The sequence below is a fragment of the Brevundimonas sp. GW821-FHT02A10 genome, assembly GCF_059422025.1.
Window position 1 is genome coordinate 1 of sequence record NZ_JBWKWC010000003.1, and the last position, 15,088, is coordinate 15,088.

General features: G+C 65.9%; 21 protein-coding genes and 1 tRNA gene. 17 read left to right on the forward strand and 5 right to left on the reverse strand.

The genetic code is table 11. From position 1 onward, the window contains the following. The 8 genes from AC07U0_RS09505 to rplA form a co-directional block, all read left to right on the forward strand. Positions 1-205: EF-Tu C-terminal domain-related protein (locus AC07U0_RS09505; RefSeq protein WP_494719789.1), on the forward strand; the 205-nt coding region annotated here is incomplete at its 5' end. 207 nt (positions 206-412) lie between these two features. Then, a complete protein-coding gene (locus AC07U0_RS09510; protein ID WP_492947752.1) occupies positions 413-547 on the forward strand; it encodes a hypothetical protein in 135 nt (44 codons plus the stop codon). A gap of 158 nt (positions 548-705) precedes the next feature. After that, positions 706-2,040, forward strand: coding sequence for a hemolysin family protein (locus AC07U0_RS09515; RefSeq protein ID WP_494719790.1), 1,335 nt, complete (start codon positions 706-708; stop codon positions 2,038-2,040). Positions 2,041-2,154: 114 nt separating this feature from the next. Next, positions 2,155-2,230, forward strand: a tRNA-Trp gene (locus AC07U0_RS09520). A gap of 73 nt (positions 2,231-2,303) precedes the next feature. Then, complete coding sequence (gene secE / locus AC07U0_RS09525) at positions 2,304-2,609, forward strand: preprotein translocase subunit SecE (protein WP_494719791.1); 306 nt, start codon at positions 2,304-2,306, stop codon at positions 2,607-2,609. A gap of 12 nt (positions 2,610-2,621) precedes the next feature. Next, entirely contained in the window at positions 2,622-3,200 is a 579-nt protein-coding gene (nusG, locus tag AC07U0_RS09530; RefSeq protein WP_207931703.1) for a transcription termination/antitermination protein NusG, read from the forward strand. Positions 3,201-3,384: 184 nt separating this feature from the next. Beyond that, positions 3,385-3,816, forward strand: a complete 432-nt coding sequence (gene rplK / locus AC07U0_RS09535) for a 50S ribosomal protein L11 (protein WP_207931704.1) — start codon at positions 3,385-3,387, stop codon at positions 3,814-3,816. 4 nt (positions 3,817-3,820) lie between these two features. Next, entirely contained in the window at positions 3,821-4,507 is a 687-nt protein-coding gene (gene rplA / locus AC07U0_RS09540) for a 50S ribosomal protein L1 (protein ID WP_494719792.1), read from the forward strand. Positions 4,508-4,589: 82 nt separating this feature from the next. On the opposite strand, the gene AC07U0_RS09545 is transcribed toward rplA, so the two are convergent. Continuing rightward, positions 4,590-5,198: an NAD(P)-dependent oxidoreductase gene (locus tag AC07U0_RS09545; protein WP_494719793.1), complete on the reverse strand. Its 609-nt coding sequence runs from the start codon at positions 5,196-5,198 to the stop codon at positions 4,590-4,592. Between the two features lie 53 nt (positions 5,199-5,251). Between AC07U0_RS09545 and AC07U0_RS09550 the strand changes: the two genes are divergently transcribed. The 7 genes from AC07U0_RS09550 (at position 5,252) to AC07U0_RS09580 (ending at position 10,013) form a co-directional block, all read left to right on the forward strand. Continuing rightward, positions 5,252-5,677: a winged helix-turn-helix transcriptional regulator gene (locus tag AC07U0_RS09550; RefSeq protein WP_494719794.1), complete on the forward strand. Its 426-nt coding sequence runs from the start codon at positions 5,252-5,254 to the stop codon at positions 5,675-5,677. A 91-nt stretch (positions 5,678-5,768) separates the two neighbouring features. Beyond that, positions 5,769-6,416: a DUF47 domain-containing protein gene (locus AC07U0_RS09555; protein WP_494719795.1), complete on the forward strand. Its 648-nt coding sequence runs from the start codon at positions 5,769-5,771 to the stop codon at positions 6,414-6,416. Between the two features lies 1 nt (position 6,417). Further along, on the forward strand, positions 6,418-7,419 hold the full coding sequence (locus AC07U0_RS09560; RefSeq protein WP_494719796.1) for an inorganic phosphate transporter: 1,002 nt from the start codon (positions 6,418-6,420) through the stop codon (positions 7,417-7,419). Beyond that, positions 7,416-7,874, forward strand: coding sequence for an NUDIX hydrolase (locus AC07U0_RS09565; RefSeq protein ID WP_494719797.1), 459 nt, complete (start codon positions 7,416-7,418; stop codon positions 7,872-7,874). Before AC07U0_RS09560 ends, AC07U0_RS09565 begins: the two co-directional genes overlap by 4 nt. 348 nt (positions 7,875-8,222) lie before the next feature. Next, entirely contained in the window at positions 8,223-8,738 is a 516-nt protein-coding gene (gene rplJ, locus AC07U0_RS09570) for a 50S ribosomal protein L10 (protein WP_494719798.1), read from the forward strand. Between the two features lie 63 nt (positions 8,739-8,801). After that, the gene (gene rplL / locus AC07U0_RS09575) at positions 8,802-9,188 is read left to right on the forward strand and encodes a 50S ribosomal protein L7/L12 (protein WP_207931712.1); all 387 of its coding nucleotides are present in this window, start codon (positions 8,802-8,804) and stop codon (positions 9,186-9,188) included. Between the two features lie 144 nt (positions 9,189-9,332). Continuing rightward, the gene (locus AC07U0_RS09580) at positions 9,333-10,013 is read left to right on the forward strand and encodes a type 1 glutamine amidotransferase domain-containing protein (protein WP_494719799.1); all 681 of its coding nucleotides are present in this window, start codon (positions 9,333-9,335) and stop codon (positions 10,011-10,013) included. A gap of 39 nt (positions 10,014-10,052) precedes the next feature. Here the strand turns inward: AC07U0_RS09580 and AC07U0_RS09585 are convergent, their stop codons facing one another. The 3 genes from AC07U0_RS09585 to AC07U0_RS09595 form a co-directional block, all read right to left on the reverse strand. Then, a complete protein-coding gene (locus AC07U0_RS09585; RefSeq protein ID WP_494719800.1) occupies positions 10,053-12,029 on the reverse strand; it encodes a M61 family metallopeptidase in 1,977 nt (658 codons plus the stop codon). A gap of 83 nt (positions 12,030-12,112) precedes the next feature. Then, on the reverse strand, positions 12,113-12,529 hold the full coding sequence (locus AC07U0_RS09590) for a hypothetical protein (RefSeq protein WP_494719801.1): 417 nt from the start codon (positions 12,527-12,529) through the stop codon (positions 12,113-12,115). A 73-nt stretch (positions 12,530-12,602) separates the two neighbouring features. Further along, positions 12,603-13,400, reverse strand: coding sequence for a DUF4198 domain-containing protein (locus tag AC07U0_RS09595; RefSeq protein ID WP_494719802.1), 798 nt, complete (start codon positions 13,398-13,400; stop codon positions 12,603-12,605). Positions 13,401-13,556: 156 nt separating this feature from the next. Between AC07U0_RS09595 and AC07U0_RS09600 the strand changes: the two genes are divergently transcribed. Together AC07U0_RS09600 and AC07U0_RS09605 are read left to right on the forward strand one after the other, a co-directional pair. Beyond that, complete coding sequence (locus AC07U0_RS09600; RefSeq protein WP_494719803.1) at positions 13,557-14,288, forward strand: 2OG-Fe(II) oxygenase; 732 nt, start codon at positions 13,557-13,559, stop codon at positions 14,286-14,288. Between the two features lie 60 nt (positions 14,289-14,348). Further along, complete coding sequence (locus AC07U0_RS09605) at positions 14,349-14,816, forward strand: hypothetical protein (RefSeq protein WP_494719804.1); 468 nt, start codon at positions 14,349-14,351, stop codon at positions 14,814-14,816. Positions 14,817-14,826: 10 nt separating this feature from the next. Here the strand turns inward: AC07U0_RS09605 and AC07U0_RS09610 are convergent, their stop codons facing one another. Further along, a complete protein-coding gene (locus tag AC07U0_RS09610) occupies positions 14,827-15,087 on the reverse strand; it encodes a DUF2164 domain-containing protein (protein WP_494719805.1) in 261 nt (86 codons plus the stop codon). Position 15,088 lies beyond the last annotated feature (1 nt).

The window sequence follows — 15,088 nt, forward strand, 5'->3', positions numbered from 1 at the left end:
TCGCCCGCAGTTCTACTTCCGCACCACGGACGTGACCGGCATCGTTCACCTGAAGGAAGGCGTCGAAATGATCATGCCCGGCGACAACGCCGAGCTGAACGTCGAGCTGATCACCCCGATCGCCATGGAAGAGAAGCTCCGCTTCGCCATCCGTGAAGGCGGCCGCACCGTCGGCGCCGGCGTCGTCGCCAAGATCATCGCCTAAAAGATACAAGACACAGTAGCTTACAGAGCGGCCCCCGGAGCAATCCGGGGGCCGTTTCTGTTTGTCCTTCTCCCGCAAGGGGAGAAGGATCACGCCTGACAGGGGATAACCGCGGTTAAGGGGCGTCTGTCCTGGAGCGGGACCTTGCGCGGGCCCGACCCTTGCAGGCATGTCTGCTTATCGGACGTTAATGTTTTGGTAAGCATCATGCGGCGCGCGCTTCATATTGGCCTGTTCATCGGCACCCTGATCGGAATGTGCGCCTGCGCGGCCGTCGACGGGGCCGACACGGGCCGGACGGGCGCCTATGGAAGCGTCGAGGCGGGCCGTACCGGCGGCTGACGCGATTCCGGAACGGGCGGGCAGGGGAGACAAGCCCTCCGTCTTCGGATCGCCGTTCGGGGCGCCGTTCAAGGAAAACGTGGCGGAAACGGCCGACATCGGCTAGGAACGAACAGCGGACGCCGACTGTTGCGCCGCGCTGGTTCTCCTCCCCCTAGATGTTACTCATCGCCATCGTCGTCGTTCTGCTCCTTGTGGTGCTCAACGGCCTGTTCGCCATGACCGAACTCGCGGTCGTGTCTTCGCGCAAATCCAAGCTGCAGAGCCGGGCGGAGAAGGGGGATCGGGGCTCCCGGGCGGCCCTGAAACTGGCCGAGGAACCCACCCACTTCCTGTCTGCGGTCCAGGTCGGCATCACCCTGATCGGGATTCTGGCGGGCGCCTATGGTCAGGCGACCATCGCGGGCGAGCTGGACAAGATCCTCGAGAAGGCCTTCCCGGCCCTCGTCGCCTATACCGAATTCTTCGCTACGGCCGTGGTCGTCGTCTGCATCACCTATGTCTCGCTGATCGTCGGCGAACTGGTGCCCAAGCGAATCGCCCTGATCTTCCCTGAAGCGGTCGCGTCCAAGATGGCGGCGCCGATCTCGACGCTGGCTATCATTCTCAAGCCGTTCGTCCTGCTGCTGACGGCTTCGACCTCCGGCATCCTCAAGCTTCTGGGCGTCAAGGACCGGGACGGTTCGGACGTCACCCAGGAGGAGGTCGAGACCATGATCGCCGAGGGCACCTCGGCCGGTCTGATCGAGCCTGAAGAGCAGGTGATGATCGAGGAAATCCTGCGCCTCGGAGACCGTCCGGTCCGTGTGGCGATGACGCCGCGCACCGACGTCTACTGGGTGGCCATCGACGACGATCCGGCCGTGCTGCGCGAAGAGATTCGCGTCTGCCCCTATTCGCGTATCGTGGTAGCCCGCGACGGCGATCTGGATCACCCCATCGGCGTGGTTCACAAGAAGGACCTGCTGGACAGTCTGCTGACGACGGGGGAGATGGCCCTGGGCGATCATGTCGCCGAGCCCGCCTTCATCCCGCAGTCGACCTCGGTGCTCAAGGCGCTGGAGATCCTGAAGGGCACCCATGTCCACATGGCCTTCATCGTCGATGAATACGGCGCCTTCGAAGGCGTGGTGACGGCCACCGACATCCTGGAAATGATCGCCGGCGACTTCAACGAAGGCCACGACGACGATCATTCCTTCGTGGTCGAGCGCGCCGACGGCAGCTGGCTGGTGGACGGCCGCACCGATCTGGACGAGCTGTGCGACCTGCTGGGCGAGGATTTCGGCGAGAACGAAAGCTTCCATACCGTCGCGGGTCTGGTGCTGCACCAGCTGTCGCGCGTGCCCGATGAGGGCGAGGTGCTGCAGCTCGGTCGATTCGAGGTTGAGGTCGTCGATATGGACGATCGCCGCATCGACAAGCTGATCTTCAAGCAGGTCGTGAACGCCGAGGACGAGAAGAAGGCGGTCGCCGAGCACTACGAGGGCTGATCCTGTCCGAATAAGGCGGATTGTCCTTGAAAACGCTCTACCGGTGGGGCATACGCCGCGGTCTGGCGAAGGCAAGCGCCGCCGGGGAAACCCACGGCGCGCTGTCTTTCATAGAGGAGCTTAGCTCAGCTGGTAGAGCACCGGTCTCCAAAACCGGGGGTCGTGGGTTCGAATCCCCCAGCTCCTGCCATTTCCCCCCTGTCGCCGCCGGATGGGCATCCCCATCTGGTGCGACAGGGTAAAAACGTTTGAAGAGACCATTGATGGCCAAGTCCCCCGGCAAGCCTACACGCCCCGGCTTCCGTCCCGGCAAGGCGCCGGTTGCTGCGGGCGCTCCGGCGACCGTGACGATCGATTCTGCGGCTCCGAAGAAGAAGGCGACCTCGCTGCCGCAGTTCGCCAGCCAGGTTCGCGCCGAGGCCCGCAAGATCGTGTGGCCCAGCCGCAAGGAGACCTGGATCACCTCGGTAATGGTCTTCATCATGGTTCTCATCGCCACGCTGTTCTTCTGGATCGTGGATTCCGGCCTGACGTTCCTGTCGCAGGTCATTCTCGCCATTGGCCAATAAGGAGACGCGCACATGACTGATGCAGCGCCCGACACCAAGCCCGCCAACCCGCGGCACAAGTGGTACATCATCCACGCCTATTCGAACTTCGAGAAGAAGGTCGCGCAGCACATCCGCGACCAGGCCAAGCAGCGCGGCCTGGAAGACAATTTCTCTGAAATCCTGGTTCCGACCGAGGATGTCATCGAGATCCGTCGCGGCCGCAAGGTGAACTCGGAACGCAAATTCTTCCCGGGCTACGTCCTGGCGAAGATGGAGATGACCGACGACGCCTACCACCTGGTCAAGGACACCCCGAAGGTCACGGGCTTCCTCGGCGCCGCGGGCGGCACCAAGCCCCTGCCGGTCACCGAGCGTGAAGTCCAGGCCATTATCGGCGCCGTGGAAGAGGGCGTCGAGCGTCCGAAGCCCACCATCCGCTTCGACATCGGCGAGACCGTCAAGGTCATCGACGGCCCGTTCGCCAGCTTCGACGGCCAGGTCGAGAGCGTCGACGAAGACGCCGCCCGCCTGCGCGTCGCCGTGTCGATCTTCGGCCGCCCGACCCCGGTGGATCTGGAATACAATCAGGTCGAGAAGACCGCGGCCTAAGCTCCGGTCCGACTTCGAGATTTGCGGCGGCGGCTCCCCGGAGCCGCCGTTTGCATTTGGGCCCCGTGTTTGCTACACGCGCGCCTCCCTTGCGTAGCAGGGGCAAATCCGTGGGAGGCAGCCATGCCAGACCACGGCTCACCGGCTCCGGATCACGTTCCGGGGTCATTCACAGGAGAGACCAATGGCCAAGAAGATCCTCGGCTATATCAAACTGCAGGTGCCGGCCGGTTCGGCCACGCCTTCGCCCCCGATCGGCCCGGCTCTGGGTCAACGCGGCGTGAACATCATGGGCTTCGTCAAGGAGTTCAACGCGCGCACCGAGAAGGAAGTGAAGGGCACCCCCCTGCCGACCGTGATCACGGTCTATCAGGACAAGTCGTTCACCTTCGTCACCAAGACCCCGCCCGCGACCCACTACATCAAGCAGGCCGCCGGCATCACCTCGGCGTCGAAGCTGCCGGGCCGTGAAGTGGCCGGCAAGATCAAGCGCAGCCAGCTGCGTGAGATCGCCGAAAAGAAGATGAAGGATCTGAACGCGAACGACCTGGACGCCGCGACGAAGATCATCGAAGGCTCGGCTCGCGCCATGGGCCTCAACGTGGTGGAGGGCTAAGCACATGGCCAAGCAAACCAAGGCTTTCAAAGCCCGCACCGGCGATACCCTGACCCCGATCTCGTTCTCGGACGCGATCAAGGCCGTCAAGGACAACGCCAAGGCCAAGTTCGACGAGTCGATCGAGATCGCCGTCAACCTGGGCGTCGACCCGCGTCACGCCGACCAACAGGTCCGTGGCGTCGTCAACCTGCCGTCGGGCACCGGCCGTGACGTCCGCGTCGCCGTCTTCGCCAAGGACGCCAAGGCTGACGAAGCCCGCGCCGCCGGCGCTGAATACGTCGGCGCCGAGGATCTGTACGAGCAGATCAACGGCGGCCTGATGGACTTCGACCGCGTCATCGCCTCGCCCGACATGATGGCCCTCGTCGGCCGTCTGGGTAAGGTGCTGGGTCCGCGCGGCCTGATGCCGAACCCCAAGGTCGGCACCGTCACCCCGAACGTCGCCCAGGCCGTCAAGGACGCCAAGGGCGGCGCCGTCGAGTTCCGCGTCGAGAAGGCCGGTATCGCTCACGGCGGCATCGGCAAGGTCTCCTTCACCCAGGAAGCCCTCGAAGCCAACGTGAAGGCCTATGTGGACGCCCTGAACCGCGCCAAGCCGGCCGGCGCCAAGGGCACCTACATCAAGCGCATCAGCCTGTCCTCGACGATGGGCCCGGGCTTCAAGATCGACCCGGCCTCGCTGGCTTAAGTCGAGCTTCCAGCTCAGAACTGATTACGGCGGCGGAGAGCAATCTCCGCCGCCGTTTTCGTTTGGGGCTGAAGGCCGCCGATCACCAGGCGGCCGTGAAGCGCGCCTTCGGGTGTTTGTGCTGCTCGACCTCATCCGCCATGGCGATGGCGTAGTCGGCGAAGCTGATGCGGCTCTCGCCCTTGTCGTCAGTGACCAGCTGGTCGGTCCCGAGGCGGAAATGGCCGAGGCGCGGGCCTTCCTCGATGACGGCGGCGGGCGAGAAGAAGGTCCAGTCGATATCCGTCCCGGCCTTCAGCGCGTCGAGGAAGACGATGCCGCCCTGGGCGAAGACCTTCCATTCCTCGGGGAACTCGGGCGTGTCGATCAGACGGACGCCGGGCGCGACCTCAAGGCTGGCGGCGCCGCCGGTGACCAGCAGGCGAGGGACCCCCGCCGTCGTCAGGGCCGACAGGAGGGTGGCGGCGGGCACGTCGAAATGCAGGGCGCTGACCACGGCGTCCGAGCCTTTGATCAGGGAGGCGAGGGCGGTGGCGTCGGAGGCGTCACCCTGAACGGCGGTGACGCCGTCAGCGACCGGGATGGCCTCGGGCTTGCGGGCGATAGCGGTGACCGAATGGCCGCGCGAGGCCAGCTCTTTGGTGATTTCCGATCCGGCGCGACCGCTGGCGCCGAGGACTGCGATCTTCATGGAATGAACTCCGTGGTTTCCAATAGTGACCAAGTGAGATATGGAGATCGACCATGCAAGAAGGCACCGAAACCTCATCTGGTCACCCGCAGGAAACCCGTCCCGAACCTGGGTTGGCGTGGGACGTCTATGCGAAGAACTGTCCGACCCGGGTCCTGCTGGACCGGATCGCCGACAAATGGACCGTGCTGCTGCTGACCACGCTGAAGGGCGGTCCGATGCGGTTCAACGCCCTGAAGCGGCGGGTCGAAGGGGTGTCGCAGAAGATGCTGAGCCAGACCCTTCGCCAACTGGAGCGCGACGGTCTGGTCAGCCGGTCGGTGGAGGCCACGGTGCCGATCTCGGTCACCTATGCGATCACGCCGCTGGGCCACACCCTGGTCGCGGCGCTGCAGCCCATGGTCGACTGGGCCGAGAGCCGCATGCCCGAGGTTGTCGAGGCCCAGGTCGCCTTCGACCGGCGGGCCTCACTGACGTGAAACCTTCGCACTACGGTGGCGAGACCTGGGTTAGGTGAGAGACGTTTCGAGGCGAAAGGTCGCAGGCGACCTGACGTAACAGGGGATGCCGATGCTGAGCTGGTTCCAGGCGCTGATGCCGAAGGAAGACAATTTCTTCCGTCTGTTCAACGCCCATGCGGCGACCCTGACCAAGGGCGCCGACGCGATGCGGCACATGCTGGACGGCGGGAACGAGGTTCCGGCCTGGACGGCGAAGATCGTCGACCATGAGGACGAGGCCGACAAGATCGCCGCCGAGGTGCTGCTGGCGGTGCGCCGCAGCTTCATCACCCCCTTCGACCGCTCCGACATCCGCGGCCTGACCGAGTCGCTGGATGACGCCATCGACCAGATGCAGAAGACCGCCAAAAGCGTGACCCTGTACGAACTGCGCGAGTTCTCGCCGCAGATGCGCGAACTGGGCGACATCGCCGTGCGCTGCGCCGCCCTGACGGTCGAGGCGGTCTCCCTGCTGCCGACCATGCAGAAGCATCAGGACCGGGTGAACAGCCTGACCGAACAGCTGTCCCAGCTCGAGAACGAAAGCGACATCCTCTACGACCAGGGGATGAAGGCGCTGTACGCGGCGCAAAAGGCCGCGCCGACGGCGCTGGACTTCGTCATCGGCGCCGACATCTACGACCATCTGGAGAAGGTGATCGACCGCTTCGAGGACGTGGCCGACCGCATCAGCGGCATCCTGGTCGAGCACCTCTAAGGTGGACCACGCGCTCCTGATCCTGGTCTTCCTGATCGGCGTCGCCCTGCTGTTCGACTTCCTGAACGGCCTGCACGACGCGGCGAACTCGATCGCGACCATCGTCGCCACCCGCGTCCTGCCGCCGGCCTTCGCCGTGGGCTGGGCCGCCTTCTTCAACTTCATCGCCTTCCTGTTCTTCGGCCTGCATGTGGCCGGGACCATCGGCAAGGGGATCATCGATCCGCACATCATCTCGGATCAGGTCATCTTCGGCGCCCTGATGGGGGCGATCACCTGGAACGTGGTGACCTGGCTGGCGGGCATTCCCTCGTCGAGCTCCCACGCCCTGGTCGGCGGCCTGCTCGGCGCGGGCGTGGCCAAGGCGGGGCCGGGCGTCATCGTCCTGTCGGGCACGCTGAAGACCGTCGGCGCCATCTTCCTGTCGCCGGCGCTGGGCTTCCTGCTGGCCCTGCTGCTGGTGCTGATCGTGTCCTGGCTGTTCGTGCGGACCAATCCGGCGGTCGCCGACAAGGTTTTCCGCGTCCTGCAGTTCTTCTCCGCCTCAGCCTATTCGTTGGGACACGGAGGAAATGATGCGCAAAAGACCATGGGAATCATCGCGGTCCTGTTGCTGTCGCGCGCCCCGGCGGGTACCGAGTTCAGCGTGCCGCTGTGGGTCGTCCTGTCCTGCCATTCGGCCATCGCGCTGGGCACCCTGACCGGGGGCTGGAGGATCGTTCACACCATGGGGTCCAAGATCACCCGCCTGACGCCCCAGCAGGGCTTCTGCGCCGAGACGGGCGGGGCCATCACCCTGTTCCTGGCGACGGGTCTGGGCATCCCTGTGTCGACCACCCACACCATCACCGGCGCCATCATCGGCGTGGGCGCGGCGCGTCGGGTATCGGCCGTGCGCTGGGGCGTGGCCCGCAGCATCGTCTTCGCCTGGTTCGTGACCATTCCGGCGGCCGCAGCCGTCGCCGCGGTCGCCTACTATTTCGGCGGGCTCTTCCTGACTTGAGCGGCAAGGCGGTCAAACGGTCCGCCCGATCCGAAACCCGACAGGTCGCCGCCCTGCCGTGGCGCATCGGCGCGAGCGGCCGCGAAGTCCTGATGATCACCTCGCGCGAGACGCGGCGCTGGGTCATTCCCAAGGGCGGGCGGATGGTCGGCAAGACCGATCCCCAGGCCGCCGCCGTCGAGGCGATGGAGGAGGCAGGGGTGCAGGGCGAGATCGCCCAGACGCCCATCGGCGCCTTCCGCTACGCCAAACGCCTGCGCGGCGGGGACTCCAAGATCTGCGTGGTCGCGGTCTATCCGATGAAGGTCCTGATCCAGCTGGGCGCCTGGCCCGAGGCGGCCGAGCGCGAGCGGCGCTGGATGTCGCTGGAGGCGGCGGCGGGTTCGGTGATGGAGCCGGACCTGGCCGATCTGATCCGTGGCTTCGCGAGCGCGGAGCTCGACGACCAGATCTGATCCTGGGCGGATAGTGGCGGAAGCGGTTGATCTTTCCCGCCATCGCCTGTATGAGCGCGCCTTCTCCGTCGAGACCCTTCCTGAATTGGGGTGGTTTCGGCGGTCCTGTCCGAGAACTTCGGGGCGTGGGGGCCACCCATGCCGTAACTGTCAGAGAGCCCTCTGACGCCGTGGGGAGATGGGGACGCGAAATCTGGATTGCTGTCGGCCCGCCTGTCGGGATGACGGCCTCAGTCGCATCCTTCGGACAATACGACCGGCCACAACGTCTCGCAGCGATGCGGAACGCTTTGGCCAAACGTCGTCCGGGAATAAGCCCGGGCGGCAACACCAAGACTGGAGACCGCAATGGACCGCGCACAAAAGGCCGAGTCGATCGAAACGCTGAAGGGCGTTTTCGCTGACGCCGGCGCCGTGGTCGTGACCCACAACCTGGGTCTGACCGTTGCGGAAATGGAAGACCTGCGTGGCAAGCTGCGCACTGCCGGCGGCGCGTTCAAGGTGGTCAAGAACCGCCTGGCGCTGAAGGCCCTGAACGTCGAGGAAGGCTCCGCCTACCACGGCCTGTTCAAGGGTCCGGTGGGCATCGCCTACGCCCCCGACGCCGTCACCGCCGCCAAGGTCACCGCCGATTACGCCAAGGCCAACGACAAGTTCGTCGTCCTGGGCGGTTTCATGGGCGAGACCGTTCTGGACGCCAATGGCGTTTCGACCCTGTCGAAGCTGCCGTCGCTGGACCAGATCCGCGCTTCGCTGCTCGGCCTGCTCAACGCCCCCGCGACCAAGGTCGCCGGCGTCGTTCAAGCCCCGGCTGCCCAACTGGCCCGCGTGTTCAACGCGTACGCCACCAAGGACGCCGCGTAAGCGACCCCGCTTCCATCTCTGCAAAAATCCAAACCAACCCAATCCTCCGAAGGAAATACTGAAATGGCCGACCTGTCCAAGATCGTCGAAGACCTGTCCTCGCTGACCGTCCTCGAAGCCGCCGAACTGTCCAAGCTGCTGGAAGAAAAGTGGGGCGTCTCCGCCGCCGCTCCGGTCGCCATGGCCATGCCCGCCGGTGGTGGCGCTGCCGCCCCCGCCGAAGCTGCTGAAGAGCAAACCGAGTTCACCGTCGTCCTGCTGGACGGTGGCGACAAGAAGATCAACGTCATCAAGGAAGTCCGTGGCGTGCGTTCGGACCTCGGTCTGAAGGAAGCCAAGGACCTGGTCGAAGCTGCTCCGGCCAACGTCGTCGAGAACGTCTCCAAGCAGACCGCCGACGAAATCAAGAAGAAGCTGGAAGAAGCCGGCGCCAAGATCCAGATCAAGTAAGATCGGACTTTGGTCCCTCCTTCGGGAGGGCTCAGACTTCAGCGGGCCCGGCGAGCGATCGCCGGGCCCGTTTGCATTTGCGCGGGTGGCGTCGGGCGGAGCGGGTCACCATCTGTCCTCTCCAAGACAGGAAGGACGACCTCCATGAAGATTCTGATGGTTCTGACGTCGCACGATGAACTCGGCGACACCGGAAAGAAGACCGGCTTCTGGATGGAGGAGTTCGCGGCGCCCTATTACGCGCTCAAGGACGCCGGGGCGGACATCGTCCTGGCCTCGCCCAAGGGTGGTCAGCCGCCGCTGGACCCCAAGAGTGACGACGCCGACGCCCAGACAGACGACACGCGTCGATTCAAGGGCGACGCCGAGGCTCAAAAGCTGCTGGCCCATACTGTGACCCTGGCCAGTGTGGACGCCGCCGATTTCGACGCGGTCTTCTATCCGGGCGGCCACGGCCCACTGTGGGATCTGGCGGAGGATACGAAGTCCATCGCCCTGATCGAGGCCTTCGCCGGGGCCGACAAGCCCGTCGCCGCCGTCTGTCATGCCCCCGGCGTGTTCAAGAACGTCAAGGCCGCAAACGGCGAGCCGCTGGTGAAGGGCCGTGCAGTCGCCGGCTTCACCAACTCCGAGGAAGAGGCTGTGGGCCTGACCGAGGTGGTGCCGTTCCTGGTCGAGGACATGCTCAAGGCCAATGGCGGTCTCTACGCCAAGGGGCCGGACTGGGCGTCCTTCGTTCAGGTCGACGGCAAGCTGATCACCGGCCAGAACCCGGGGTCGTCGCGAGAGGCGGCAGAAGCCCTGCTGACCGCGCTCAAGGCCTAGGAAGACAGGCGGCCCCGGCGAACCGTCGGGGCCGTCGCTTTACCGCCTGCGCGGCGCCCAGATGTCGGCCAGACGGTCCGGCGTGCCCGCATTCCGCTCCAGACGCGGATAGCGCAGGCCCTCGTGGTAGTCGAAGCTGACGGTCCGGTAGCGCGTACCGTTCCTGAGCAGCAGGACGATGGGGTCGGTCGAGGTCTTGGCGGCCGTGACGGCGTCACGCAGCACATCGGGCGTCGCCGCCACCTCATTGACCGCGATCAGGTCCCAGCCGGCGCCCAGGGGGGCGTTGAAGGCCGGGCTGCCCCAACGGATGTTGGACAGGCGGCTGGTCGGACCTGAAAGGGTGAAGCCGAGCGAATACTGGAAGTCGGTCGCCCAGCCGGACATGACCTTCTTCTCCAGCGCCGTCAGGGTGTCGGTGTAGGTCAGGAAATAGCCGGCGCGGGTGATGCCGTCGGTCGGGGCCTTCGCATCGGGGCCGACCGCATCCAGCCGTCCGCGCAGGAAGGTCGACCAGTCGTGGGCATAGACGCCGTTCAGGGCCGCCACGACCTCCTCGAACGTATAGCCCCGCGGGGTGTAGCGGCCGTCCTCGACACCGAAGAAGGCCCTGGCGAAGTCGTCGAGTGACTTCCTGTTGTCGGTGCCTTCGCGGATCAGGGTGTCGGCATCCAGCCACATCAGCTGGCTCTCGCGGTAGTAGTCGCCGGTGCCGCGCATCCATGAGGTCCACAGGCCGGGCACGCGATAGCCCAGCAGGTTGTGGTTGTCGGTGTCCTGAAGCGCGCGCCACTCGCGGCCGGGCTGGTTCTCGTAGAAGGCGGCGACCCCGGCCAGCAGGATCTTCTCTTCCTCGATGGTGTGGATGCCCGAGCGGGCGGCGAGGACGTGGCCCCAGTATTCGGTCTGGCCCTCATAGACCCACAGCAGGGTGTTCTGGGTCGGGACGTTGTAGTTGGCGGTCAGCTCATCCGCCGGCCGCATGAATTTGCCGTTCCAGGAGTGGGTGAACTCGTGCGGAATGGTGGCCCGGCCGCCGGCGTTCTTGTCCCACTCGGTGAAGAAGCCCGGATTGCCGGTATTCTCGGACGAGCGGTGATGCTCCAGCCCGATGCCGCCCAGCTGGTCCGACAGGGCCATCAGGACGTCGTAGTGGTCGAAGTGGCGCGCGCCGAACAGGCGGTCGGCCTGGGTGACCATGTTCTGGTAGAGGCCGATCTGCTCGTCCGTTATGGCGAGGTTGGCGGCCTTGTCGGCGACGATCTCCATGTGGACGGCCTCGCCGTTCGGATCGATGTCGACGCGGCGGTGATTGGCGCCCGCATACATGGGGCTGTCGACCAGGGTGTAGAGGTCGGTCGGCTTGAAGGTCGCGAGACCGTTCTCGAAGCTCTCGGTCTCCAGCGCCGTACCGTAACCCCAGCCCGCGGGCAGCTGGACCGAGGGGGCGAAGGTGATCCGGCGCGAATAGTGGCCAGCCGGATAGAGCAGGGCCTTCTCCCACTGCATGTTGACGATCGACGGCGTTATGGTGACGCGCCAGTTGGCGTTGTCCGGCTGGGTCAGCCACTGGAAGGTGACCTCGATCTCGGTGACGCCCTCGGGGATGTCGAGGTGGAAGGCGTAGGGCTGAATCGTGTCGCGCAGCCATTCGATGCGCTTGCCCCCGCCGGTGACCGTGACGCCCGAGATCAGCTGGATCGGACCGGTCGCCGCGTGGTTGCCCGGCAGATATTCCGGATAGAGCAGGGTCAGGGGGCCGGCGGCGACGGGGATGTTTTCCGTTACGGTGACGATCTTGCGTTCCAGATCGGTGACGTCGGCCTTGTAGCGGATCACGCCGGGGTAGGGCGTATCCACCGGCGCGGGGATCGCGGGCTGGGCGCGGGGCAGGGCCAGCGGCGCCTGGGTCGCGTCGGCGATGATGGGGGTGCCGGTCTGCGGGAATTCTTGGGCGCGGGCCGAGGCGGCGAAGGCGAGGGCGGCGGCGCAGGCGGACAGGAGCAGACGCGACATAGGCAGGGATTCTCGGGAACAGCCGGGGGAGGCGAACCCTCGACCGCCCCCGCCGTCCCGTCAAGCCAAGCGTCGGACAGGCGTCAACGGGCCGCGGCAGGCGCCGGCGTCAGGGTCAGCTTCAGGCCGTCGGTCATGGCGCCCGAGGCGTCCTCGCGACCGCTCTCGAACCGGGCCGTGCCGCCGCGTTTGATGAGGAGGCGCGGCTCCTGCGGCTGCTCGTCGGCGTGGCTGATATTGGCGTAGAGGGCCAGGACGGTGTCGTCGCCATCGCCCTGGACCGGGCTGAGCTCGGCGTTGACCTGATAGACCTGGTCGCCATCGGAGACGGAAATCTCCGCCGTGCCGTCCTCGACGATCAGGGTGCGGGCGGCGACCACCTCGACCCCCTCGCGCATGACCGAGAGGTTCAGGGCGTAGCGTTCCGACGGCTCGGCTGCCAAGGCGAGGGCGGGAAGGGCGGCGAGAACAGCCGCGAGGGGGATGATCCGGAACGCCATGACGCCTCTCTTGAAGTTGGAAGGTCAGTGTTCGGCGATTCCGTTAACCGCGTGAGAATGCGCCCGGCCCGCGTCAGCCCCCTTGGGCCGCGAAGGTCAGGCTGTGGCTGTAGCTGCGGAAGCGGACGCCGGAATCGGCGGGGGCCTCGGCGCGGTAGCGGACCAGGGTCATATAGGCGCCCGGATCGCCGACGCGGACGCTGACCTTGCCCTCGGCGTCGCTGGTCAGTTCGGCCTCGACCTTCTTGCCGTCATAGAGGCCGGCCTCGCGGTAGACGACGAGGGGAGTGTTCGCCAGCGGTCGGCCGTCGAACAGCACCTGCAGCGGCAGGTCCTCGCCCGCGACGACGTCGGTCGGCTGGATCAGGGGAACGACCTCAAGGCCGTGACCCGAGGGGGTGATGGCGGCGGCGGTGGGCTCGCCCCTGGTCACATAGACGTCGGCGGTGGTGATGCTCTGGACCGGCACGATCTCGGCGCCGGCAGGAGCGGGACCGTCCTCCTCGCCGACCATCTTCCAGCTGCCGTCGGCGGCCTTGTACATCTGGCCCATGCGGCCGGTGCGGGGACCGGAAGAGATGCGGTAGGTCCCGTCGACCGGCGTCGCGGCCTCGAACACCGCCAGATCGCGCAGATAGGTGACGGCGGTGATGGGCGTGTCGCCATTGGGGCCGACGACGTGCCAGGCGTCGGAGCGCATCACCACCTCGGCGGCGAAGACGTCTTCGGTGAAGCTGGCCTCGACCGTGACGTGATCGCGCCCGGTGGCGTCCATGACGTTTGGCCGCACATAGGGGACGTGGGCCAGCGCCTGACCGGCCGTCAGGGCCATGATGAAGCTGGTGAGGGCGGCGTTGCGCAGGGTCCGCATGGTCTGTCTCCGGTTCGCAGACGGGATTGCCCTGACTGCAAACGATTTGCAATAGCTCCAATTGCGGCGCTATGGCGGCTGTCTTGTTTCCAAAGTTTAACTTGCCGCAAGGACAGGGGATCGGGTTTCTGCACAGCCGTTCGACGAGGCTGTTCAGTGACCGGTTCGCTATCTCCGCGCCTCAATCCGGCGCTTCGACCTGTCGCCTACCGGCCCGTCTTTCAGGCGCATGGCCGGCTTCATGTTCCCGACATTCTCGACCCTGGCTCGGCCTCTGCGCTTCACGGTGTTCTGGCCGGGGCCGAAGGCTGGACCCGATCCATCCATGTCGAGGCGGGCAAGGACTACGATATCCCTGTCGTCGATCTGGACGCCCTGTCGGCGCAAGAGCGGGCGCAGTTCGAGCGGGGACTGGCGGATTCCAGCACCGACAATCTGCAGTACATGTTCGATACGATCCGCATTTCGTCAGAGCTCAAGGCTGCCCGCCCTGTCGCCGATCCCTTGCGGTCGATCCACGACTTCATCAACGGGCGCGACTTCCTCCAATTCGTGGCGGCCCTGACAGGCGACGACCGGCTGGCCTTTGCCGACGTCATGGCCACGCGTTATCTGCCCGGCCATTTCCTGACGGCTCACGGGGATGAGAACCCCGCCGAGCGCCGGCTCTACGCCTATGTGCTCAACCTGACCCCACGTTGGCGCGCCGACTGGGGCGGGGTGTTGATGTTCCTGGACGACGACGGCCACGTCGCAGAGGGCTATGTGCCCGCCTACAACGCCCTGAACATCTTTTCCGTCCCCCAGACCCATGCGGTGTCCATGGTCACCCGGCTGGCGCAGACGCCGCGACTGTCCGTCACCGGATGGATACACGCGAGGGATTAGCGCCCGTCGCCGATTGTGACGATCTTGCGGCGAAGACTTACAGGACGGTAAGCTTCGCTCATGGGATCCAGCCAGATCGACAGAGACGAGACGCCGCCAGCCCGCGCGCCACAGCGCTTCGCTCTCGGCCAGCCGCCGGTTTTCGAGGGTGTCGGCTGGACCCCGGGCAAGACCTTTGATCGGGCTGACCCGCCCGTCATCCTCCTCGACTTCGCCGTGGATCATCTGAAAGCGAGGGGTCTGGCCCCGGTGGGCGAGGTCATCCTCGTGCGTCACATGGCCGGAGGGCGTGGTCTTCCAGCGACTACGAAGGGCGCGGGATACGGTTTCACGATCGACCTGACGGATGCCCGGCGAACGCTGGACGGCGGTTTGCTGCTGTTCGCGGACGGGACGGATCGGGTGTCGGGCTGGCGCGCGGAGCGCGGAGCCCTGACCCTCTGGAGCGGTGAAGACCCCGAACTGACCGAATTGGCCCCCGGCGCCCCCGAGCGGCTGACCCTCGTGGGACGCGCCATCCGGGCCTGACGCCCGGGTCTCAGCGTCCGCCGGTCTTCTGCTCCAGACCGTAGATCTGGTCGGCGACGTCCTCCGCCCGGGCGGTGAAGACGGCCTGGGCGTCGCGGAGTCCGCGGTTGTAGAAGAAGCTTCCGACCTCCCGACCGAAGAAGGCGATCAGCATTTCGGCGGGCAGGGCGCCCAACTCCTGATCCAGCTCGGTCTCGAAATACGCCTGCACCCGCCGGACCATGTCGCGCATCTCTTCTTTCGAGAATTCGATGGGTTCGACGGCTTTCATG